The sequence below is a fragment of the Pseudomonas sp. IT-347P genome, assembly GCF_949768005.1.
Classification (GTDB): Bacteria; Pseudomonadota; Gammaproteobacteria; order Pseudomonadales; family Pseudomonadaceae; genus Aquipseudomonas.
In genome coordinates this window covers 51,336-72,661 of sequence record NZ_CATKPQ010000004.1, presented here as the reverse complement: position 1 = coordinate 72,661, position 21,326 = coordinate 51,336, and the positions used below count along the sequence as shown (strand labels likewise).

Genomic DNA, 21,326 nt, shown 5'->3' with positions numbered 1-21,326 from the left:
ACGTCCTATTTCAGAGGCGGCTGGAGAGATCATCCAGAGCCGCGCGTAAATCCGTGAACTGGAAAGTGAAACCCGCTTCCAGCAAGCGTGCCGGCACGGCCTTCTGGCCGCCGAGCAACAACAAAGACATCTCACCAAGGCCGACTTTCAACGCCAGCGTTGGCATCAGCATGAACGCCGGGCGGTGCAACACGCTGCCCAGCGTCTTGGCAAATTCGCGATTGCGCACAGGTTGCGGCGCGCACGCATTATAAGGACCACTGCTCTGCTCGCGGTGCAGAAGAAAATCAATCAGGGCGATTTGATCGTTGATATGAATCCACGGCATCCACTGCCGGCCATTGCCCAAAGGCCCGCCGAGCCCGAGTTTGAACGGCAACAACAGACGCGACAAAAAGCCGCCCTCTGCTGACAACACCAGACCGGTTCGCACCAGTACCACACGGATTCCCAGCGCTTCGGCGCGCAGTGCAGTTTCCTCCCAGGCGATGCACAACTGGCTGGCGAAGTCGTCGATCACCGGTGGCGATTCTTCCGTCAGTTCGCGCTCACCGCCGTCGCCATACCAGCCGATGGCCGATCCGGAGATCAGCAGCGATGGTTTCTGCGCCCGCGTGTCGAGCCAGGCCAGCAGCGTTTCCGTGAGCTTGATACGGCTGCTCCATAACAGCGCCTTGCGGCGATGGGTCCACGGCCGATCGGCAATCGGCGCACCGGCCAGATTGATGATGGTGTCGACCGGCTCTTCGCCGAGGTCTTCCAGACGCGCAATACCGCGCACCTGCGCACCACAGATTTTCGCGACTGTCTCCGGCTTGCGACTCCACACCGTCAAGCGATGCCCCTGCTCCAACCAGTATCGGCAGAGCTGACGTCCGATCAAACCAGTACCGCCGGTCAGCAATATGTGCATGACATCTTCCTCGCGTGGCATTTAACCCGGATCACTAGTCTATTTTTATAAGCAGGGATCTTTTCTATCGGGCAGGCTCTATTGTTTAACCATAGGCCAAGCTGTCAGAACGAGAACGCTTGAAGTTATACCAAAAAACAAAATTGTACAGGTTTCATCGACGGCGTAGTCTGTACAGAAAGGTAAACGAGGCCCCTATGACTGTACCTATCGCAATCATCGGCACCGGCATCGCCGGACTCTCCGCCGCCCAGGCTCTTACAGAGAGCGGGCACACCGTGCAGCTGTTCGATAAAAGCCGCGGCAGCGGCGGGCGCATGGCAAGCAAACGCAGCGACGCCGGTTCGCTGGACATGGGCGCACAATACTTCACCGCCCGCGACCGACGCTTCGTCACCGAAGTGCAGCGTTGGCAAAGCCAAGGCTGGGTCGCCGAGTGGCAACCGCAGCTCTACACCTTTCAGGGCGGCCAGCTGAATCTGTCACCGGACGAGCAGACCCGCTGGGTCGGCACGCCGCGCATGAGCGCCATCACCCGCGGCTTGCTCGATGGCCTGGAAGTGCACTTTGCCTGCCGCATCACCGAGGTCTATCGCGGTGAAGAACACTGGCATCTGCAGGACGCCGAAGGTTTCACTCATGGCCCGTTCAGCCACGTCGTGATCGCCACGCCGGCACCGCAAGCGACTGCTTTGTTGGCCGCCGCGCCGAAGCTTGCCGGGGCCGCTGCCGGGGTGAAAATGGAGCCAACCTGGGCTGTTGCCCTCGCCTTCGAGACACCGCTGGATACGCCTATCGAAGGTTGCTTCGTGCAGGACAGCCCGCTCGACTGGCTGGCGCGCAACCGCAGCAAACCGGGGCGCGACAACAGCCTCGACACCTGGGTGCTGCACGCCAGCAGTGCATGGAGCCGACAGCACATCGACCTGTCCAAGGAAGCCGTGATCGAGCAACTGCACGGTGCTTTTGCCGAGCTGCTGCACAGCGCCATGCCCGCGCCGACCTTCAGCCTCGCCCACCGCTGGCTCTACGCACGTCCGGCGACGGGCCACGAATGGGGCACCCTGGCCGACGCCGATCTGGGCCTGTACGCCTGCGGCGACTGGTGCCTGTCCGGGCGCGTCGAAGGCGCTTGGCTCAGTGGCCAGGAAGCTGCGCGACGCTTGCACGAACACCTGCAATGAACCGCATCAATCCGCGTAAATTGCTGCTGTCGAAATGGACAGCAGCGCAACCGCAGAATCGTGAGAAACACTTTCTGGTGACCGAGCTGTTCTGCGACGAGGAAGGCACAGTGCTGGAAGTCGAGTTGCAGGCAGTGTTGACCAAGCGTGCCGAAAGATTCGATTGGCAGACGCTACAAAACAACGCTGAATGGCTGCAGGGCTGGAAGTAAATACCGTCATCCTGTGGGAGCGAGCTTGCTCGCGAAGGCGGTGTGTCAATCAATGCATTTTCTGGATGTTAATCCGTATTCGCGAGCAAGCTCGCTCCCACAGTGAACGGCGTTTAATCCAAAAAGTTATACAAATAATTTGACTTGTACACCCATGAATCTATGCTGAGCAAAGTTGTACAGAGATCGACCTCTGTACAGGTATGGATTCGAGGTGGCCATGTCTGATTCTTGCGCAGCCAAACCCAAAATCGCCATCAGCGCCTGCCTGCTGGGCGCCGAGGTGCGCTACAACGGTGGGCACAAGGAATCACGCCTGTGCAGCCGTACTCTCACTGAGCATTTCGATTTCGTCCCGGTGTGTCCGGAGGTCGCGATCGGCCTGGGCATTCCGCGCGAGCCGATCCGCCTTGTCGGCGAGACCGAGCATCCACAAGCGGTTGGCACGGTAAACCCCTCGATCAACGTCACCCGGCCACTGGCCGAGTACGGCACGAAAATGGCCGCCGAGCTTGATGACATCTGCGGCTACATCTTCATGCAGCAATCGCCGTCCTGCGGCCTGGAACGGGTCAAGGTCTACCACGCCAACGGCGCCCCGGTGAACGGCGGCGGGCGCGGGATTTACGCCCAGGCGTTCTGCGCACAGCACCCCGATCTGCCGGTGGAAGAAGCCGGGCGTCTCAACGATCCGGTACTGCGCGAAAACTTTATCACCCGTGTGTTTGCCTACAGCGAATGGCAACAAGTCCTCGCCAATGGTCTGAGCCGTCGCGCCCTCACAGAATTTCATTCGCGCTACAAATACTTGCTAATGGCGCACAACCCACTGCAATACAAGGCGCTGGGCAAGCTGTTGGGCAACATGGCCGACACTGACCCGGCGGAACTCGGTCCGCGCTACTTCAGCGAACTGATGGCGGCGCTGAAGAGATGCGCCACACGCGGCACCCACAGCAATGTCCTGCAGCACATCAGCGGCTATCTGAAACAGGCGATCAGCGCCGAGGACAAACAGGAAATGCAACACGTCATCGGCCAGTACCGCCAGGGCATCGTGCCGCTGGTGGTGCCGTTGACGCTGCTCAAGCATCACTTTCGCCTCCATCCGGATTCGTACATCGCGCAACAGGTTTACCTGCAACCGCACCCGGAAAACCTCAGTCTGCGAAACGCAATCTAATGAACGACAAACTCGATACCAGCGCCCAGGAAGACCTTGGCGCGGATTTTAAAAAAGCCCTCGACGAGGGCTGGCTGCCGATTCGTGAAGTCGCGCGGCAAACCGGCGTCAATGCGATCACTCTGCGGGCGTGGGAACGTCGCTACGGGCTGGTCGTGCCGCAACGCACACCCAAGGGTCACCGGCTGTATTCGGCCGACCATGTGCAACGCATTCTGACCATCCTTACCTGGCTCAACCGTGGCGTCGCCGTCAGTCAGGTCAAACCGCTGCTCGACACACCGCAGGCGTTCAGCGAGTCGGTGGAAAACGACTGGCAGCGCTTGCGCCAGACCCTGCTGACAGCCGTCACCCAACTCAATGAGCGCAACCTGGACGACAGCGTCAATCAGGCCATGGCGCTCTACCCTCCACGCACGCTGTGCGAGCAGTTGCTGATGCCGTTGCTGGCGGAACTGGAGCAGCGCTGGCAAGGCCAGTTCGGCGCGCAGATGGAACGGGTGTTCTTTTATTCGTGGTTACGCAGCAAATTCGGCACACGCATCTACCATAACAATCGTCAGTTGCATGGCGCCCCGCTGTTGTTGATCAATCACTCCGACCTGCCACTGGAACCTCATCTGTGGCTGTGCGCGTGGCTGGTCAGCAGCGCCGATTGTCCGGTGCAAGTGTTTGACTGGCCGCTGCCAGCCGCCGAACTGGCGCTGGCGGTCGAACACCTGCAAGCCCGTGGCGTACTGCTGTATTCCAGCAAAGCCATGAACCTTGCGCAGTTGCCCAAACTGCTGAACGGCGTCAGTTGCCCCAAAATGCTGATCGGACCAACGGTATGCATTCACCAAGCCGAGTTGTCCGTAAAAACCTCCGAGATGGCTGATGTGTTCCTGGCTGAAGACGCGCTTCAAGCGCACCAGGTGCTCGTTCAGCGTGGGCTGATTTGATGGACGCCGTGAGTGCCGACATGCAATTGATCTGGCTGCGCAGCGATTTGCGCCAACATGACAACACTGCCCTCGCAGCCGCTGCAGCGCTCGGCCCGACGGTTGCCGTGTATCTGTTGAGCCCGCAGCAGTGGCTGGAACATGACGATGCGCCGTGCAAGGTCGACTTCTGGTTGCGCAATCTCGATACGCTGAGCCAAAGCCTCGCCGCGCTGAATATTCCGTTGCTGATCCGTACCGCCGCCCATTGGGACCAGGCTCCGGCGGAACTGCTCAAGCTTTGCCGGCAATTGAAGATCGAGGCGGTTCACGTCAACGAAGAATACGGCGTCCATGAAAGCCGTCGCGATGCGGCGGTGGCGGACACGTTGAAGGCTGAAGGCATCACGTTTCACAGCTATCTCGACCAGTTGTTGTTTAAACCTGGCAGCGTGCTGACCAAGACCGGCAGTTACTTCAAGGTGTTCAGCCAGTTCCGCAAAGTCTGTTACGAACGTCTGCACCGCTCGATGCCAGCGCGGGTCAAAGCCCCCGGCAAACAGGCAAAACTCCCGATCGACAGTGATCCTGTCCCCGCTTCCGTCAAAGGCTTCGCCACCCCGAGCCAAACCCTGCGTGATCTGTGGCCGGCCGGTGAAAAAGAAGCCCGGCGCCGTCTCGACACCTTCACCGATGCGCAGATCGATTACTACCAAAGCGAACGCGACTTCCCGGCCAAACCGGGCACCAGTCAACTCTCTGCGTACCTCGCCGCCGGGGTGATTTCCCCGCGCCAATGCCTGCACGCCGCCCTGCAAAGCAATCAGGGCGAGTTCGAGAGCGGCAAGGTCGGTGCGGTCACCTGGATCAACGAGCTGCTGTGGCGCGAGTTCTACAAACACATTCTGGTCGGCTATCCACGGGTCTCGCGGCACCGCGCTTTTCGTCAGGAAACCGAAGCGCTGGCCTGGCGTGATGCGCCGGACGATCTGGCCGCCTGGCAAGAGGCGCGCACCGGTCTGCCGATTATCGACGCGGCGATGCGTCAATTGCTCGAAACCGGCTGGATGCACAATCGCCTGCGCATGATCGTGGCGATGTTCCTGACCAAAAACCTGCTGATCGACTGGCGCGAAGGCGAACGCTTTTTCATGCGTCACCTGATTGATGGCGATTTGGCGGCGAACAACGGTGGCTGGCAATGGAGCTCGTCGACGGGCACCGATTCGGCACCGTACTTCCGCATTTTCAACCCGTTGAGTCAGTCGGAAAAATTCGACAGCGAAGGCCTGTTCATCAAGCACTGGCTGCCGGAACTGGCGAGCCTCGACAAAAAACAGGTGCACAACCCGGCCGACCTCGGTGGCTTGTTCGGCGCGGCGGACTACCCGTCGCCGATCGTCAACCTCAGCAGCTCGCGCCAGCGCGCACTGGCCGCCTTCAAGAACCTGCCATCGCGTATGTCTACCGGAGGCGATGATGAGTGAATTCCTGCGCCGCTTCGCCCGGCAATTTTCAGCGTTGAACAAAGACAACCTGCATACCCTGGGCGAGCTGTACAGCGATGACATTCACTTTACCGACCCGTTGCACGAGGTGCAGGGGCTGACGCAGTTGCGCGAATACTTCGGCGAACTGTACGCCAACGTCAGCGAATTGCGTTTCGACTTTCATGGGTTCGATCAGATCGGCGCCTGCGAAGGCTACCTGCGCTGGGTCATGAGTTATCGCCACCCGCGCCTGGCGGGTGGCCGTCTGATTCGTGTCAGCGGCTGTTCGCATCTGCTGTGGCACGACAAGGTTTATCGCCATCGGGATTATTTCGATGCCGGGGCGCTGCTGTATGAACACTTGCCAGTATTGGGCCGGGTCATTGCCTGGCTGAAAAGGAGAATGGGATGAGTCGTACACCTCCACGGCGTTATTGGTTGACCGGAGCCAGCAGTGGCATCGGCGCGGCGCTGGCTGAAGAGATCCTGAAGACCGGTGCGCATCTGGCGGTCAGTTCCCGTCAGATCGCCCCGCTCAAGGTCTTGTCGCAACGCTATCCGGGGCAGGTTCTGGTGGTGCCGGGGGATCTGACCAACAGCCAGACGGTTCGCGAAATCGGCGAGCAGATCACTGCGGACTGGGGTTCGCTGGACTCGGTGATTCTCAATGCCGGCACCTGCGAATACGTGGATGCCAAGCAGTTCGACTCCTCGATCATCGAGCACGTGGTGCGCACCAACCTGCTCGCCAGCAGCTACTGCATCGAAGCCGCGCTACCGCTGCTGCGCAAAGGCACGGCGCCGCATCTGATCGGCGTGGCCAGCTCGGTGACCTACCTGCCGCTGCCACGGGCCGAAGCCTACGGTGCCTCGAAGGCCGGTTTGCGTTACCTGTTCGAGTCACTACGCATCGATCTGGCCGACGAGGGCATTGAAGTCACCGTGGTCAGCCCCGGTTTCGTCGACACACCGCTGACCGCCAAAAACGACTTCCCCATGCCCTTGAGCTGGCCTGTGGGTAAAGCTGCGCGGCACATCTTCGCCAAGCTCAAGGATCGGCCATTGGAAATTGCCTTCCCGGCGCTGTTCATGGCCGCGCTGTGGCCTCTGTCGAAAATGCCTGCACGCGTCCAATTGGCCATCGGCAAGCGCATGGTGCGCAAGTCGCCGCCCCTGACGGATCCGACATGAAGATTGCCATCGTCGGCAGCGGCATCGCCGGGCTTACCTGCGCTTACCTGCTCAATCGCCGCCACCAAGTCACGGTGTTCGAGGCGGGCGACTGGGTCGGTGGCCACACGCACACGGTGGATGTCACCGTCGCGGGTCGGTCCTATGCCGTGGATACCGGCTTCATCGTCTTCAATGACTGGACGTACCCGAACTTTATCCGCCTGCTCGGCCAGCTCGGCGTAGCATTCAAACCGACCGAAATGAGTTTCTCGGTGACCGACCCGGACACCGGTGTGGAATACAACGGCAATAACCTCAACAGCCTGTTCGCCCAGCGCAGCAACCTGTTGTCGCCGGGGTTCTGGGGCATGTTGCGCGACATTCTGCGCTTTAACAAAGAAGCCCAGCGCGACCTCGTCGAACTGCGCATCGGCGCCGACACCACCCTCGATGATTACCTCAAGGCCGGCGGTTACGGCGAACGTTTCATCCTGCATTACATCGTGCCGATGGGCTCGGCGATCTGGTCGATGCCGATGGCGGAAATGCTCAACTTCCCGCTGCAGTTTTTTGTGCGGTTCTTCAAGAACCATGGACTGTTGTCAGTCAGTGACCGGCCGCAATGGCAAGTCATCGAAGGCGGTTCCAGCGCTTATATTGCGCCGCTGACGGCTGCGTTCAAGGAGCGGATTCGCCTCAATTGCCCGGTTACCCGGGTCGATCGCAGCGTGCACGGCGTGATGATTCACAGCCCGGCGGGCATCGAGCACTTCGACAAGGTGGTATTCGCCTGCCACAGCGATCAAGCGTTGAAACTGCTGGCAGTCCCCAGCGACGCCGAACGCGCGATCCTCGGCGCGTTGCCGTATGCCGACAACGAAGTGGTGCTGCACACCGATACCCGTTTGCTGCCGACACGCAAACTGGCGTGGGCGAGCTGGAACTATCGGCTCAGCGGCGCCGGCCATACCCACGCCGCCGTCACCTACGACATGAACATTCTGCAGGGTATTCAGAGCGACACCACGTTCTGCGTCAGCCTCAATCAGAGCGCCGGGATCAGCCCAGACAAAGTGCTCGCCCGCTACACCTACGCCCACCCGCAATTCAGCCTCGCGGCAGTGGCCGCACAGCAGCGTTGGGGCGAACTGGATGGCGCGCAGCACTCGCATTATTGCGGCGCCTATTGGGCTAACGGTTTTCACGAGGACGGTGTGGTCAGCGCCTTGCGCGTGGCCGCCGCGTTCGGGGAAAGCTTATGAACAGCGCTCTGTACAGCGGCTGGATCGGCCATCGGCGTTTTTCGCCGCGCCGCCATGCATTCCGTTACCGGATCGGTTTGCTCTATCTCGATCTCAGCGAACAGGACGCAGTGCTTGCACTGTCGCCGCTGGCCGGACGCAGCCGCTTTGCGCCGTTTTCCTTTCGCGAGACTGACTACCTCAAAGCCTTCACCGGCCATGGCATGCGGCTGATCGATGCCGTGCGCCAGCAGGTCGGCATCGCCATCGGCCACGAACCGCAAGGCTCGATCTGCCTGCTGACCCAGGCGCGCAGCTGGGGGCTGGCGTTCAATCCGGTGAGTTTCTTTTATTGTCATGAGGCAGACGGGCAACTGGCGGCGATCGTCTGCGAAGTCACCAACACGCCGTGGCGCGAGCGCTATCACTATGTATTGCCGGCGCGCGCGCCGATCAATCTGCAGGATTTCCATCAGCACTTCGCCGTGGCCAAGGCCTTTCATGTTTCGCCGTTCCTGCCGCGCGATCTCGAATACCGCATGAGCTTCAGCCCCGCCGCGCAAAGCCTCGGCGTGCACATGGCTGACTGGCAAGGCGAGCACAAACTGTTCGATGCGACGCTCAATCTGCAGCGCGAAAGCCTCGACCGGCGCAGCCTGCATCGTTACCTGCGGCGCTTTCCGTGGATGACTGCGAAAACCGCTCTGGCCATTTACTGGCAAGCGTTGCGACTGCTGCTCAAACGCGTACCGATTTTTGCTCACCAGACTGCCGATGGCAGTTTTCAAACCGCCACTGTGCCTCCCAAGGAGCGCCGTCATGAAGTCCTCTAGTCTGTCGGTCAGCCGGTTCAGCACCAACGGTTTGACCGGATCGCTGCTGCGCCGCGGCGTGCTGCGCCAATTGGCGCAGCTCAAACACGGACAATTGCTGCTGGTCGAGGATGGCGAACGCTTGATGTACGGTACGCCGGGCAGTGCCTTGCTCGGAGAGATTCATGTGCTGGACCCGGCCGTTTGGGGCATGGTCGCCGGTAATGGTTCGATTGGTGCGGGTGAGGCTTTTATTCACGGCTATTGGACTTCGCCCGATCTGACGGCGGTGGTGCGCGTGTTCGTCAGCAACCTGGATGTGCTCGATGCCATGGAGGGCGGTCTGGCCCGCCTCAGCCGGCCGTTGGTGCACGGCCTGCACTGGCTCAACCGCAACACGCGCAAGGGTTCGCAGAAGAACATCGCCGCGCACTACGATCTGGGCAACGATCTGTTCGAGCAGTTTCTCGACCCGACCATGATGTATTCGGCGGCGCAGTTCCTCACCCCTGAGGACAGTCTCGAACAGGCACAACTGAACAAACTGGAACGCATCTGTCAGAAGCTCGCGCTCAAGGACAGCGACCATCTGCTGGAGATCGGCACCGGCTGGGGCAGCATGGCGCTGTATGCCGCGCAACATTATGGCTGCCGTGTGACGACCACGACGCTGTCGAAAGAGCAGTACGCGTTTACCGCGCAACGCATCGAACAACTGGGCCTGCAGGATCGCGTCACGCTGCTGCTCAAGGACTACCGCGACCTGACCGGCGAATACGACAAACTGGTGTCGATCGAGATGATCGAAGCCGTCGGCCACCGCTTCCTGCCGACCTACTTCAAACAGTGCGCGCACTTGCTCAAGAGCAATGGCCTGATGCTGATTCAGGCGATCACCATCCGCGAGCAGCGTTACGAGCAAGCCAAGCGCGGCGTCGATTTCATCCAGCGCTACATCTTCCCCGGCGGCGCCCTGCCCTGCGTGCAGAAAATGCTCGAAGTGGTCGGCCGCGACACCGACATGAACCTGCTGCACATGGAAGATTTCGGCCTGCACTACGCCCGCACCCTGCGCCTGTGGCACGAGAACTTCCGCCGCGCCCATGGCCGCTTGAGCGAGCTGGGTTACGACGATTATTTCCTGCGGCTGTGGGAGTTTTACCTGTGTTACTGCGAGGGCGGTTTCCTCGAACGCAGCATCGGCACCGCGCAATTGCTGCTGGCCAAACCGGCGGCGATGACCGCGCCGCTGCTCGGACGCTTCGATGCTTGAACGTGTCGCCAATGCCGTGCTGTTCCAGATCGGCTGGCTGGCCTGCGTGCTCGGCGGCAACAGTTTGTGGCTGCTGGTCGCGTTGGCGGTGCTGGTGATTCATCTGCGCTGGATCAGCAGCTGGGCGGCTGAGGGCCGTTTGATCCTCAGCGTGGTAATTGTCGGCACCGCGGTCGACAGCGTGCTGCGCGGTGCCGGGGTGTTCGCGTTTCAGGATCAGTCGCCGCTGATTCCGCTGTGGCTGATGCTGCTCTGGGCGCTGCTGGCAACCACCTTGCGCCATTGCCTGGCCTGGAGCGCCCGGCCCTGGTGGCTGGCGAGTTTACTCGGCGCTGTCGGCGGCGCGCTGTCGTATTACGCTGGCGGGCGCCTGGCCGGGGTGCAATTTCCCTATGGCGAACTGCCGACACTGATCGGCATCGGCCTGCTCTGGGCGCTGCTGTTCCCGCTGCTGCATGCAATGACTCGGCGACTGGCGCACTGAGCGTCGGTCAGACCTTTCACACGTGCGCCGGCCACTGCCTTACACTGCCGACCATGAAGACCATTCCCCACCAACAAATCACTGAACCGGCGGTCACTTGCTCCACCTGCGCGGCGTGCTGTTGCCAGCTCGAAGTGATGCTGATCACCGACACTGGCGTGCCTGATCGCTTTATCGATACCGATGAATGGGGCGGTGAAGTGATGCTGCGTCTGGACGACGGCTGGTGCGCGGCGCTGGATCGCGACACGATGATGTGCACGATTTACGAGAAACGCCCGCTGATCTGCCGCGAGTTCGAGATGGGTGCACCAGAGTGCATTGAAGAGCGCAAAGGCATCACGACCGCTTACCGCTGATCCCAAGAACACCCCAAAACAAATGTAGGCCTTCGCCTGCTCGCGATAGCGGTGTGTCAGTCAATATATGTGTGACTGACACACCGCTATCGCGAGCAGGCGAAGGCCTACAGGGGTTATGCGTACGGCTTACAACGGCATTGTGTAATGCAGCGCGTAACTTTCTACACCGTCGTTGTCACTGGCCAGACCGGCGTTGGAATAGTGCGTCGCACGAATCCCGACTTCATGTCCGCCATTGAAACGCAGGCCAAAACCGAGGCGGTCTTCGAACTGGAAGGAACCGCCGAGATTGTTGGATTCGTACTTGGTATTGGAGAACGCGGCGACGCCGATCCCCGCCTCGACGTACGGTTTGACCGATTGTCCGGCAAACTCGTAAACAAATACCGGCGAGAACGACAGGCTGTTGTTACTGGACGTCTTGTCACCTTCCCAGTAAGTGTAAGCCCCGCTCCAGTAACCGGTCAGACGACCGACGTCACTTTGCAGCCAGCTCTTGTCCCAGTCGAAATTCATGCCCAGGCGGTAGGTCATGGTCGAATCGCTGGTGGCACCCACCGCGAACTCCACACCTGCCGCTTGCGCAGTAATACTTTGCCCCATCAGTGCGGCCGCAATCGCGGCCAAGCAGAATAGTCGCTTCACTTTGAAACTTCCTTTTCCGGAACGATCGTTTGGTTTTCTAGCTAACTCTTCGCTATAGAAGCTAGCGCCTGCTCAGAAGTTCAGCTGATTTTTTAGTTATTTCACAATTTTTTTACAAGTCGAAGTTTTGCACTTCGTCAGCACTTTGTCCCAACAAGGGCAGGATATTTTTGAAGTACGCAGGATCTGCACTGGTCCAGAATCTGACCGGCCGGTTCGGGCCGGCAGCAAGCAAATCGCGCTCCGCCAAAAGGCGCTGAAGCTGCCGCGCCACAGCCGCACCGGTATCGATCAGGCTGATGTCCTCAGGGATCATCGACTTGAGCATTGGCTTGAGAAAGGGATAGTGGGTGCAGCCCAATATGATTGTGTCGCAACCGCTGGCCAACAGGGGGTCGACATACCCTTGCAGCAACTGGCGCAACCCGGCGCTGTGCAGATCGCCGCTTTCAATCAGTTCGACCAGGCCGGGGCATGGCTGGGTGATCACGCGCACGTCAGTGGCGAAGCGATCGAGCAGCGCGGCGAACTTGGCGCTCTGCAACGTGCCGGTGGTGGCGAGCACGCCGACCACACCGCTGCGAGTCGCGGCGGCCGCTGGTTTGACCGCAGGCTCCATGCCGACCAGCGGCCAGTCGGGAAAATCACGCCGCAAATCGGCAACACCCGCGACGGTCGCGGTATTGCACGCTATGACGAGGGCCTTGGCACCGTGCTCCCGAAAAAACCCCGCCATCACACTGCAGCGCTGACGGATGAATTCAGGGGTTTTCTCACCGTAGGGAATGTGCCCGCAATCGGCGACATAGAGCAGTGATTCATTGGGCAGCAAACGCTGGATTTCCGCCAGCACCGACAGGCCGCCGACGCCGGAGTCGAACACGCCGATCGGCGCTTCACGCATGGCGCGAACCACAGACACTGCACCCCGGATCACGCTTGACCCGCAGCTCGCGGAAGCGCGAGCCCAAGGCATCGATCAACAATAAACGGCCCACCAGCGGTTCACCAAAACCGACCAGCACCTTCAAGGCTTCCAGTGCTTGCAGGCTGCCAACCAGACCGACCAGCGGCCCGACCACACCGGCTTCGCTGCAAGTCAGTTCGGCTTCGCTGCCGTGCCCGTATAAACAGTGGTAGCACGGGCTCTCGGCACGACGCGGATCGAACACCGACAACTGGCCTTCCAGGCGAATCGCCGCACCGCTCACCAATGGCTTGCCCGCGGCCACACACGCAGCGTTGACCGCTTCGCGGGTGGAGAAATTGTCGGAACAGTCGAGCACCAGATCCACCGCCGCCACGGCAGCCGCGAGAGAATCCTCGTCCAGCGCCTGACGATGGGCAACCAGTTGAACCTCGGGATTGATCGCACTCAGGCGCTTGAGCGCCGAGTCGACTTTGCTCATGCCGACGCTGTCGGTGTCGTGAATGATCTGGCGTTGCAGGTTGGTCAAGTCGACCGTGTCGAAATCCGCCAGATGCATTTCACCGACACCGGCCGCTGCCAGATACAACGCAACCGGAGCACCGAGACCGCCGAGGCCGACGATCAGCACGCGACTGTCCTTGAGCTTCAGTTGCCCGTCGATGTCGATGTGTTGCAGCAGAATCTGCCGGCTGTAGCGCAGCAATTCCTGATCATTCAGCACGGCAGGCGCCCCAGACTGATGCGTTGATGACCGCCCAGATCGGTGCGGCTGTGGACTTCTTCGAAACCGCGAGTGAGCAATAAGTCGCGCACGGCTTCGGCTTGATCATAGCCGTGTTCGAGCATCAGCCAGCCCGCGGCCTCCAGATGATCCGGAGCCTGGGCGACGATCAGACGCAGATCGTCGAGCCCGTCCTCACCGGCGACCAGCGCACTGGCCGGTTCGAAACGCACATCGCCTTCGACCAGGTGCGGATCGGCGGCAGCAATGTACGGCGGGTTACTGATGATCAAGTGAAAACGCTGACCTTCCAGTGCGCTGAACCAATGGCTGCTCAGCACCGTGGCGTTGTTCAAATGCAGACGCTGACGATTGCGTTCGGCCAGTGCCACAGCTTCCAGCACACGATCCACTGCGGTGACTTTCCACGCCGGGCGCTCGCTGGCCAAGGCCAGGGCGATTGCGCCGCTGCCGGTGCCAAGGTCGAGCACTTTGGCCGGGGTCGCGGGCAGCAATTCCAGCGCGGCTTCCACCAACAGTTCAGTGTCGGGACGCGGGATCAGCGTGTGCGGCGCGACTTCCAGATCGAGTTTCCAGAAACCCTGCTGCCCGAGAATGTAGGCCACCGGTTCGCCGCTACGGCGCCGTTGCAGGTATTCGGCAAAAGTCAGCGCCGCTTCGCTCGGCACAATGCGCTCCGGCCAGGTGTGCAGAAAGCTGCGCGACTTGCCCAGCGCGGCGGCCAGAAGCAACTCGGCATCCAGACGCGCGGTGGGCGAGTCCGGCAGTTCGGCGGCACGCAACAGGCTGGCAATGATGGTCATTTATTCACCTATCGCTGCGAGCTGGTCAGCCTGATACTCGGCCAGCAACGGCTCGATCACCGCTTCAACGCCACCGGCAAGAATTTCATCAAGGGAATACAGGGTCAGATTGACGCGATGGTCAGTCACCCGGCCTTGCGCAAAGTTGTAGGTGCGGATGCGCTCGGAACGGTCACCGGAACCCACCAGCAATTTACGCTCGCTGGCAATCGCATTGGCCGCCGCGGCGGTTTGCTGATCGTTGAGTTTCGCCGCCAACCAGGCCATCGCCCGTGCACGGTTCTTGTGCTGGGAACGTTCTTCCTGGCACTCGACGACGGTACCGGTCGGTATGTGGGTGATGCGAATCGCCGAGTCGGTGGTGTTGACGTGCTGACCACCGGCCCCGGAGGAGCGATAAGTGTCAACGCGCAAATCCGCCGGGTTGATCTCGATGGCTTCGCGCTCGTCCGGCTCGGGCAGCACCGCCACGGTGCAGGCCGAGGTGTGAATACGGCCCTGGGATTCGGTGGCGGGTACACGCTGGACGCGGTGCGCGCCGGATTCGAATTTCAGTTTGCCGTAAACGTTGTCGCCTTCGATGCGAGCGATGACTTCTTTATAGCCACCGTGTTCGCCTTCGTTTTCCGAAAGAATCTCCACACGCCAGCCACGACGTTCGGCGTAACGCGAATACATGCGGAACAGGTCGCCAGAGAAGATCGCCGCTTCGTCGCCACCGGTACCGGCGCGGATTTCGAGAAAGACGTTACGGCCGTCGTTGGGATCCTTGGGCAGCAACATGCGTTGCAGGTCGCCTTCCAGGGTGATCAGCAATTCTTTGGCTTCGCGGACTTCTTCCACGGCCATTTCACGCATGTCCGGGTCGTTGTCCTTGAGCAGCGCCTGCGCGCCTTCAAGATCGCCTTGTACGCCGAGCAGCTTTTTATAGCCTTGTACCACCGGCTCAAGCTCAGCGTATTCCTTGGAATAAGCGCGGAATCTGGCCTGATCGGCAATGACTTCACCGTCGCCGAGCAGCGCAGTCAGTTCCTCGAAACGGTCCTGGAGGACATCCAGCTTATTGAGCAGTGACGCTTTCATTACGGTTTTTTATCCGAAAAACTATCCGGTGAGCCCTCAAGGGCAAAGAGTTCCTGGGCCATGGCCAGCGCATCGAGGCGGCCTTCGGCAGAAAGCTTTTTCAATTGCACGCTCGGGGCATGCAACAGTTTATTGGTCAGACCACGGGCCAGTTGCCCGAGTACGTCTTCGGCGTTGCCGCCATTGGCCAGCATGCGCAGGGCTTTTTGCAGCTCCTCGTCGCGCAAGCGTTCGCTCTGTTGACGATAGGCCTTGAGCACATCGACCGCCGCCAGCTCACGCAGACGCACCATGAAATCATCGGCGCCGACCGAGACCATCTCTTCCGCTGCCTGGGCTGCACCCTGACGGCTCTTGAGGTTCTCGGCGACCACTTCGTGGAGATCGTCGACGCTGTAGAGGTAAACGTCGTCCAGTTCGCCGACTTCCGGCTCGATATCCCGAGGAACGGCGATGTCGACCATGAAGATCGGTTTGTGCTTGCGCAGCTTCAGTGCGCTTTCCACCGCGCCCTTGCCGAGGATCGGCAGCTGACTGGCGGTCGAACTGATCACGATGTCGCTGCGCACCAGTTCTGCCGGGATGTCCGAGAGCAACACCGCGTGAGCGCCGAACTGCTCGGCCAGCAGACTGGCGCGCTCCAGCGTGCGGTTGGCAACGACGATGCGCTTGACCCCCAGCTCGTGCAAGTGGCGGGCGACCAGGGTAATGGTCTCACCGGCGCCGATCAACAAGGCCTGGCTGCGTTGCAAATCACTGAAAATCTGTTTGGCCAGGCTGACCGCGGCAAACGCCACGGACACCGGGTTTTCCCCAATAGCGGTATCGGTGCGCACCTGTTTGGCGGCATTGAACGTGGCCTGGAACAGTCGCCCCAGCAACGGCCCGATGGTGCCGGCCTCGCGGGCCACGGCATAGGCCGATTTCATCTGGCCGAGAATCTGCGGTTCGCCCAGCACCAGCGAGTCGAGCCCGGAGGCGACACGCATCATGTGACGAACTGCCGCATCATCTTCATGCACATAAGCACTCGCGCGCAGCTCATCGAGGCTTAAATGATGATAATCGGCCAGCCAGCGCAGCACGATATCGGCAGAAAGCTGATCCTGTTCTATATAAAGCTCACTGCGATTGCAGGTGGAGAGGATCGCAGCTTCGCGGCTGTCGGTGAGTCGGCAGAGCTGCTGCAAGGCTTCCACCAGCTGTTCAGGAGTAAAAGCCACGCGCTCGCGGACGTCTACTGAAGCAGTCTTGTGGTTGATACCGAGTGCAAGGAAGGCCATTCAAGGTCGCTGATGGTGACGTGAAGCCGGCAATTGTCCTACTTCGAAAGATTCAGAACAACTACCGCTGACTATTGTCCCAATCGTCAGCCCCTATAATGGGCACAATTGAGTCTCGGTTATGTTTGGTCGAAGGCTTGTGTCATGATGATCCGACCGCAGGTTAGTCGTCCTCTTCCTATATGAATAGATCTTCCGCGTTGCTCCTCGCTTTTGTCTTCCTCAGCGGCTGCCAGGCCTTGGCTCCCGTTTCGCCGGACGGTACGCCGTCGGTTGAAGACACCACGCCCGCGCCTGAAAAGCCCAAGGTTTACAGCTCGTTCAGCGAGGAAACCGTTTTCAGCCTGTTGAGCGCCGAACTCGCCGGCCAGCGCAATCGTTTCGACATTGCCCTGGATAACTACGTGACCCAGGCCATCAATACTCAGGATCCGGGCGTGTCCGAGCGTGCATTCCGTATCGCCGAATACCTGGGCGCCGATCAACCGGCCCTCGATACCGCGCTGATCTGGGCGAAAAACGCCCCGGACGACCTCGAAGCGCAACGCGCCGCCGCCGTGCAGCTGGCGCGTGCCGGGCGTTATGACGACTCGATGGTCTATATGGAGAAAGTCCTGCAGGGCAAGGGCGACACTCATTTCGATTTCCTTGCGCTGTCGGCAGCGGATACCGATCAGGAAACCCGCAACGGCCTGATGAAAAGCTTCGACCGTTTGCTGCAGCGTCATCCGAACAACAGCCAGCTGATTTTCGGCAAGGCCCTGTTGTTACAACAGGACGGCGACAACAAAGGCGCACTGGCCCTGCTCGAAGACAATCCGCCGGATGACGGCGAGATCGCGCCGATTCTGCTGCGTGCGCGCCTGCTGCAAATTCTCAACCGAGGCGACGAAGCGCTGCCTCTGCTGCAAAAAAGCATCAAGAAGTACCCGGACGACAAGCGCCTGCGCCTGACTTACGCGCGCATGCTGGTCGAACAGGACCGCATGGACGATGCCAAAGCCGAGTTCTCCAGCCTGGTTCAGCAATACCCGGAAGACGACGAACTGCGTTACTCGCTGGCCCTGGTCTGCCTGGAAGCCAAAGCCTGGGATGAGGCCAAGGGTTATCTGGAAGACTTGATCGCGCGCGAAAGCCACGTCGATTCGGCGCACCTTAACCTCGGTCGCATCGCCGAAGAACGCAACGACCCGCAAGGCGCCCTCATCGAGTACGCCCAGGTCGGCCCGGGCAACGACTATCTGCCGGCGCAATTGCGCCAGGCCGATATCCTGATGAACAACGGCAAGACGGCTGAAGCGCAAAGCAAACTCGCCGCCCAGCGCGACGAGCAACCGGATTACGCGATCCAGTTGTACCTGATCGAATCGGAAACCCTGTCGGCCAACAAACAGGACGACAAGGCCTGGAAAGTCTTGCAGCAAGCGTTGCAGCAATACCCGGACGATCTGAACCTGCTTTACACCCGGGCGATGCTCGCGGAAAAACGCAATGACCTGGCGCAAATGGAAAAAGACCTGCGCCTGATCATCAAGCGTGATCCGGACAACGCCATGGCGCTCAACGCGCTGGGCTACACCCTGTCCGATCGCACCACCCGTTACGCTGAAGCCAAAGCGCTGATCGAGCAGGCGCACCAGATCAATCCGGAAGACCCGGCGGTACTCGACAGCCTCGGCTGGGTGAACTACCGCATGGGCAATCTGGACGACGCCGAGAAATATCTGCGTCAGGCGCTGGAACGCTTCCCGGATCACGAAGTCGCTGCGCACTTGGGCGAAGTCTTGTGGACCAAGGGCAACCAGCGTGAAGCCAAACAAATCTGGGGCAAATTCCTCAAGGATCAGCCCGACAGCACCATTCTGCGCAGCACCATCAAGCGCCTGACCGGATCCGAGACTCTTTAACTCATGTTTTTGCGCCACGTTATTGTTTTCAGCTTCATCGCCCTGCTCGCCGGCTGCTCGGGTTTTGGCACTCGCGAATCGGTCGAGGGCCACGGCAGCCCGGCTCAATGGGCCGCGAACAAACAGCAATTGACCGGCCTCGATGGCTGGCAGATCGACGGCAAGATCGGCATCCGCGCACCGAAAGACTCCGGTAGCGGCACGCTGTTCTGGCTGCAGCGTCAGGACTATTACGACATTCGTCTGTCCGGCCCGCTGGGTCGTGGCGCGGCACGCCTGACCGGGCGTCCGGGCAAGGTCTCGCTGGAAGTCGCCAATCAGGGCCGCTATGACTCCGAGTCGCCGGAAGCGCTGCTCGAAGAGCAGCTCGGCTGGAAACTGCCCGTGTCGAATCTGGCCTGGTGGGTGCGCGGCCTGCCGGCGCCCACCAGCAAAAGTCGCCTGAACCTGGACGCCAACAGCCGTCTGGCCAACCTCGAACAGGATGGCTGGAAAGTCGAATACACCACCTACACCGAACAAAACGGTTACTGGCTGCCCGAGCGGATCAAGCTGCACGGCACTGACCTTGACGTCACGTTGGTGATCAAGACCTGGCAACCGCGCAAGTTGGGGCAATAACCCATGACCGCTGCACGCCTGACCCTGCCCTCGCCGGCCAAACTCAACCTGATGCTGCACATTCTCGGCCGCCGTGACGACGGTTATCACGAATTGCAGACGTTGTTTCAGTTTGTCGATTACGGCGATGAAATCACTTTTGCCGTACGTGATGACGGCGTGATTCAGTTGCACACCGAATTCGCCGGCGTGCCGCATGACAGCAACCTGATCGTGCGCGCGGCGAAATTGCTTCAGCAGCAATCCGGCTGTTCACTCGGCATCGACATCTGGATTGATAAAGTGCTGCCCATGGGCGGCGGCATCGGTGGTGGCAGCTCGAATGCGGCAACGACTTTGCTCGGTCTGAATCATTTGTGGCAGCTGGGTTGGGATGAAGATCGCCTGGCGGCACTGGGTCTGGCGCTGGGTGCCGACGTGCCGGTTTTCGTTCGTGGCCATGCGGCTTTTGCCGAGGGCGTTGGCGAGAAACTCACCCCGGTCGATCCCGAAGAACCGTGGTATCTGGTGCTCGTGCCGCAAGTCTCTGTTAGTACGGCAGAAATTTTTTCCGATCCTTTGTTGACACGTAACACGCCGCCCATTAAAGTGCGCCCCGTTCCCGAGGGAAACAGTCGAAATGACTGCTTGCCGGTGGTTGCAAGGCGTTATCCGGAAGTACGTAACGCATTGGATTTGTTAGGTAAATTTACCGAAGCAAAACTCACCGGGACTGGAAGTTGTGTGTTTGGGGGCTTCCCAAGCAAAGCTGAAGCTGATAAAGTCTCGGCCCTTCTGACAGAGACCCTTACAGGGTTTGTAGCGAAAGGCAGCAACGTTTCGATGTTGCACCGCAAGCTGCAAAGTCTGCTCTAAAAGGAACCAAGTGCTCGGCACTTGATGCAACAGATACAGGGGCGTCGCCAAGCGGTAAGGCAGCAGGTTTTGATCCTGCCATGCGTTGGTTCGAATCCAGCCGCCCCTGCCATTTTCTATACTCATCCAGGTTACCCTCAGCCTCTAGGTACTGCGCGTGTCCAAGATGATGGTCTTTACGGGGAATGCTAACCCCGATCTGGCTCGGCGTGTTGTACGTCAGCTGCATATCCCTCTCGGTGACATCTCTGTCGGCAAGTTTTCCGACGGCGAAATTACTGCCGAGATCAATGAAAACGTTCGCGGTAAAGACGTTTTCATTATTCAGCCGACTTGCGCCCCGACCAACGATAACCTGATGGAACTGGTAGTGATGGCTGATGCCTTCCGCCGCTCCTCGGCTACTCGTATCACTGCTGTTATTCCTTATTTTGGTTATGCCCGTCAGGATCGCCGTCCGCGTTCCGCACGTGTGGCTATCAGCGCGAAAGTCGTTGCTGACATGCTTACCGTAGTCGGCATCGACCGTGTTCTCACGGTTGATCTGCATGCTGACCAGATTCAGGGCTTCTTCGATATTCCGGTAGATAACATCTACGGCTCCCCGGTTCTGGTGGATGACATTGAAGATCAGCGCTTCGAAAACCTGATGATCGTTTCCCCGGACATTGGTGGCGTCGTGCGTGCACGTGCTGTTGCCAAATCCCTGGGCGTTGATCTCGGGATCATCGACAAACGCCGTGAGAAAGCCAATCACTCTGAAGTGATGCATATCATCGGTGATGTCGAAGGGCGTACCTGCATTCTGGTCGATGACATGGTCGATACCGCCGGCACTCTGTGCCACGCGGCCAAGGCCCTGAAAGAGCATGGCGCAGCCAAGGTCTTTGCCTACTGCACACACCCTGTGCTGTCGGGTCGAGCCATCGAGAATATCGAAAATTCCGTGCTGGACGAGCTGGTGGTGACCAACACCATCCCGCTGTCCGCTGCAGCACAAGCCTGTGCACGTATCCGTCAACTGGATATCGCACCGGTTGTTGCCGAAGCGGTTCGCCGCATCAGCAATGAAGAATCGATCAGCGCGATGTTCCGTTAAGGGCCCTGCCCTTCTCGAAATGTCTCGTTGACGAAAAGCGCCCCGCCCCGGCATTCCTGCCGGGGCGGGGCTTTTTTGCCCATACCGTGTTCGGCGCTGGTCGCAAACGC

Annotated in this window: 23 protein-coding genes and 1 tRNA gene; 17 read left to right on the top strand and 7 right to left on the bottom strand. The window is 59.9% G+C overall.

Annotated features, from left to right (window positions below):
* Positions 1-10 precede the first annotated feature (10 nt).
* Positions 11-913 (bottom strand): TIGR01777 family oxidoreductase, encoded by a 903-nt coding sequence (locus ACM6IV_RS02580; protein ID WP_414868604.1) that lies wholly within the window; start codon positions 911-913, stop codon positions 11-13.
* 197 nt (positions 914-1,110) lie between these two features.
* Here ACM6IV_RS02580 and ACM6IV_RS02575 point away from each other — a divergent pair, with 197 nt between their 5' ends.
* The 12 genes from ACM6IV_RS02575 to ACM6IV_RS02520 all read left to right on the top strand — a co-directional run bounded on the left by ACM6IV_RS02575 (position 1,111) and on the right by ACM6IV_RS02520 (position 11,244).
* On the top strand, positions 1,111-2,097 hold the full coding sequence (locus tag ACM6IV_RS02575; RefSeq protein ID WP_414868603.1) for an NAD(P)/FAD-dependent oxidoreductase: 987 nt from the start codon (positions 1,111-1,113) through the stop codon (positions 2,095-2,097).
* Positions 2,094-2,309: a TIGR02450 family Trp-rich protein gene (locus ACM6IV_RS02570; RefSeq protein ID WP_414868602.1), complete on the top strand. Its 216-nt coding sequence runs from the start codon at positions 2,094-2,096 to the stop codon at positions 2,307-2,309. The genes ACM6IV_RS02575 and ACM6IV_RS02570 overlap by 4 nt, the downstream gene beginning before the upstream one ends.
* A 220-nt stretch (positions 2,310-2,529) precedes the next feature.
* Positions 2,530-3,492, top strand: coding sequence for a YbgA family protein (locus ACM6IV_RS02565; protein WP_414868601.1), 963 nt, complete (start codon positions 2,530-2,532; stop codon positions 3,490-3,492).
* Positions 3,492-4,433 carry a MerR family transcriptional regulator gene (locus tag ACM6IV_RS02560; protein ID WP_414868600.1) on the top strand — a complete coding sequence of 314 codons (942 nt, stop codon included), beginning with the start codon at positions 3,492-3,494 and terminating at the stop codon, positions 4,431-4,433. Before ACM6IV_RS02565 ends, ACM6IV_RS02560 begins: the two co-directional genes overlap by 1 nt.
* Before the next feature lie 20 nt (positions 4,434-4,453).
* Positions 4,454-5,899, top strand: a complete 1,446-nt coding sequence (phrB, locus tag ACM6IV_RS02555; RefSeq protein ID WP_414868599.1) for a deoxyribodipyrimidine photo-lyase — start codon at positions 4,454-4,456, stop codon at positions 5,897-5,899.
* Positions 5,892-6,314: a nuclear transport factor 2 family protein gene (locus ACM6IV_RS02550; protein ID WP_414868598.1), complete on the top strand. Its 423-nt coding sequence runs from the start codon at positions 5,892-5,894 to the stop codon at positions 6,312-6,314. Before phrB ends, ACM6IV_RS02550 begins: the two co-directional genes overlap by 8 nt.
* Positions 6,311-7,093: an SDR family NAD(P)-dependent oxidoreductase gene (locus tag ACM6IV_RS02545; protein ID WP_414868597.1), complete on the top strand. Its 783-nt coding sequence runs from the start codon at positions 6,311-6,313 to the stop codon at positions 7,091-7,093. The genes ACM6IV_RS02550 and ACM6IV_RS02545 overlap by 4 nt, the downstream gene beginning before the upstream one ends.
* The gene (locus ACM6IV_RS02540) at positions 7,090-8,337 is read left to right on the top strand and encodes an NAD(P)/FAD-dependent oxidoreductase (protein ID WP_414868596.1); all 1,248 of its coding nucleotides are present in this window, start codon (positions 7,090-7,092) and stop codon (positions 8,335-8,337) included. The genes ACM6IV_RS02545 and ACM6IV_RS02540 overlap by 4 nt, the downstream gene beginning before the upstream one ends.
* On the top strand, positions 8,334-9,149 hold the full coding sequence (locus ACM6IV_RS02535; protein WP_414868595.1) for a DUF1365 domain-containing protein: 816 nt from the start codon (positions 8,334-8,336) through the stop codon (positions 9,147-9,149). The genes ACM6IV_RS02540 and ACM6IV_RS02535 overlap by 4 nt, the downstream gene beginning before the upstream one ends.
* Positions 9,136-10,401 carry a class I SAM-dependent methyltransferase gene (locus ACM6IV_RS02530; protein WP_414868594.1) on the top strand — a complete coding sequence of 422 codons (1,266 nt, stop codon included), beginning with the start codon at positions 9,136-9,138 and terminating at the stop codon, positions 10,399-10,401. The genes ACM6IV_RS02535 and ACM6IV_RS02530 overlap by 14 nt, the downstream gene beginning before the upstream one ends.
* Positions 10,394-10,885 (top strand): DUF2878 domain-containing protein, encoded by a 492-nt coding sequence (locus tag ACM6IV_RS02525; RefSeq protein ID WP_414868593.1) that lies wholly within the window; start codon positions 10,394-10,396, stop codon positions 10,883-10,885. The genes ACM6IV_RS02530 and ACM6IV_RS02525 overlap by 8 nt, the downstream gene beginning before the upstream one ends.
* Positions 10,886-10,938: 53 nt before the next feature.
* Positions 10,939-11,244, top strand: coding sequence for a YkgJ family cysteine cluster protein (locus ACM6IV_RS02520; RefSeq protein ID WP_077574517.1), 306 nt, complete (start codon positions 10,939-10,941; stop codon positions 11,242-11,244).
* A 129-nt stretch (positions 11,245-11,373) separates the two neighbouring features.
* Here ACM6IV_RS02520 and ACM6IV_RS02515 read toward each other — a convergent pair whose 3' ends face one another.
* From ACM6IV_RS02515 to hemA, 6 genes are all read right to left on the bottom strand, one after another.
* Positions 11,374-11,892 (bottom strand): acyloxyacyl hydrolase, encoded by a 519-nt coding sequence (locus ACM6IV_RS02515; protein ID WP_150652016.1) that lies wholly within the window; start codon positions 11,890-11,892, stop codon positions 11,374-11,376.
* Between the two features lie 112 nt (positions 11,893-12,004).
* The gene (gene murI / locus ACM6IV_RS02510) at positions 12,005-12,796 is read right to left on the bottom strand and encodes a glutamate racemase (protein ID WP_414868592.1); all 792 of its coding nucleotides are present in this window, start codon (positions 12,794-12,796) and stop codon (positions 12,005-12,007) included.
* Positions 12,789-13,544: a molybdopterin-synthase adenylyltransferase MoeB gene (locus tag ACM6IV_RS02505; protein WP_414868591.1), complete on the bottom strand. Its 756-nt coding sequence runs from the start codon at positions 13,542-13,544 to the stop codon at positions 12,789-12,791. The genes murI and ACM6IV_RS02505 overlap by 8 nt, the downstream gene beginning before the upstream one ends.
* Positions 13,538-14,368, bottom strand: coding sequence for a peptide chain release factor N(5)-glutamine methyltransferase (prmC, locus tag ACM6IV_RS02500; RefSeq protein ID WP_414868590.1), 831 nt, complete (start codon positions 14,366-14,368; stop codon positions 13,538-13,540). Before prmC ends, ACM6IV_RS02505 begins: the two co-directional genes overlap by 7 nt.
* Complete coding sequence (gene prfA, locus ACM6IV_RS02495) at positions 14,369-15,451, bottom strand: peptide chain release factor 1 (RefSeq protein ID WP_414868589.1); 1,083 nt, start codon at positions 15,449-15,451, stop codon at positions 14,369-14,371. It abuts the gene before it with no gap.
* On the bottom strand, positions 15,451-16,734 hold the full coding sequence (hemA, locus tag ACM6IV_RS02490) for a glutamyl-tRNA reductase (RefSeq protein ID WP_414868588.1): 1,284 nt from the start codon (positions 16,732-16,734) through the stop codon (positions 15,451-15,453). Before hemA ends, prfA begins: the two co-directional genes overlap by 1 nt.
* Positions 16,735-16,916: 182 nt before the next feature.
* Between hemA and ACM6IV_RS02485 the strand changes: the two genes are divergently transcribed.
* From ACM6IV_RS02485 to ACM6IV_RS02465, 5 genes are all read left to right on the top strand, one after another.
* A complete protein-coding gene (locus ACM6IV_RS02485; RefSeq protein ID WP_414868587.1) occupies positions 16,917-18,641 on the top strand; it encodes a tetratricopeptide repeat protein in 1,725 nt (574 codons plus the stop codon).
* 3 nt (positions 18,642-18,644) lie between these two features.
* Positions 18,645-19,262, top strand: coding sequence for a lipoprotein insertase outer membrane protein LolB (lolB, locus tag ACM6IV_RS02480; RefSeq protein WP_414868586.1), 618 nt, complete (start codon positions 18,645-18,647; stop codon positions 19,260-19,262).
* 3 nt (positions 19,263-19,265) lie between these two features.
* Entirely contained in the window at positions 19,266-20,117 is an 852-nt protein-coding gene (gene ispE / locus ACM6IV_RS02475; protein ID WP_414868585.1) for a 4-(cytidine 5'-diphospho)-2-C-methyl-D-erythritol kinase, read from the top strand.
* 37 nt (positions 20,118-20,154) lie between these two features.
* Positions 20,155-20,229 (top strand) — tRNA-Gln (locus tag ACM6IV_RS02470).
* Between the two features lie 45 nt (positions 20,230-20,274).
* Positions 20,275-21,216, top strand: a complete 942-nt coding sequence (locus ACM6IV_RS02465; RefSeq protein ID WP_003171603.1) for a ribose-phosphate pyrophosphokinase — start codon at positions 20,275-20,277, stop codon at positions 21,214-21,216.
* Positions 21,217-21,326: the final 110 nt, after the last annotated feature.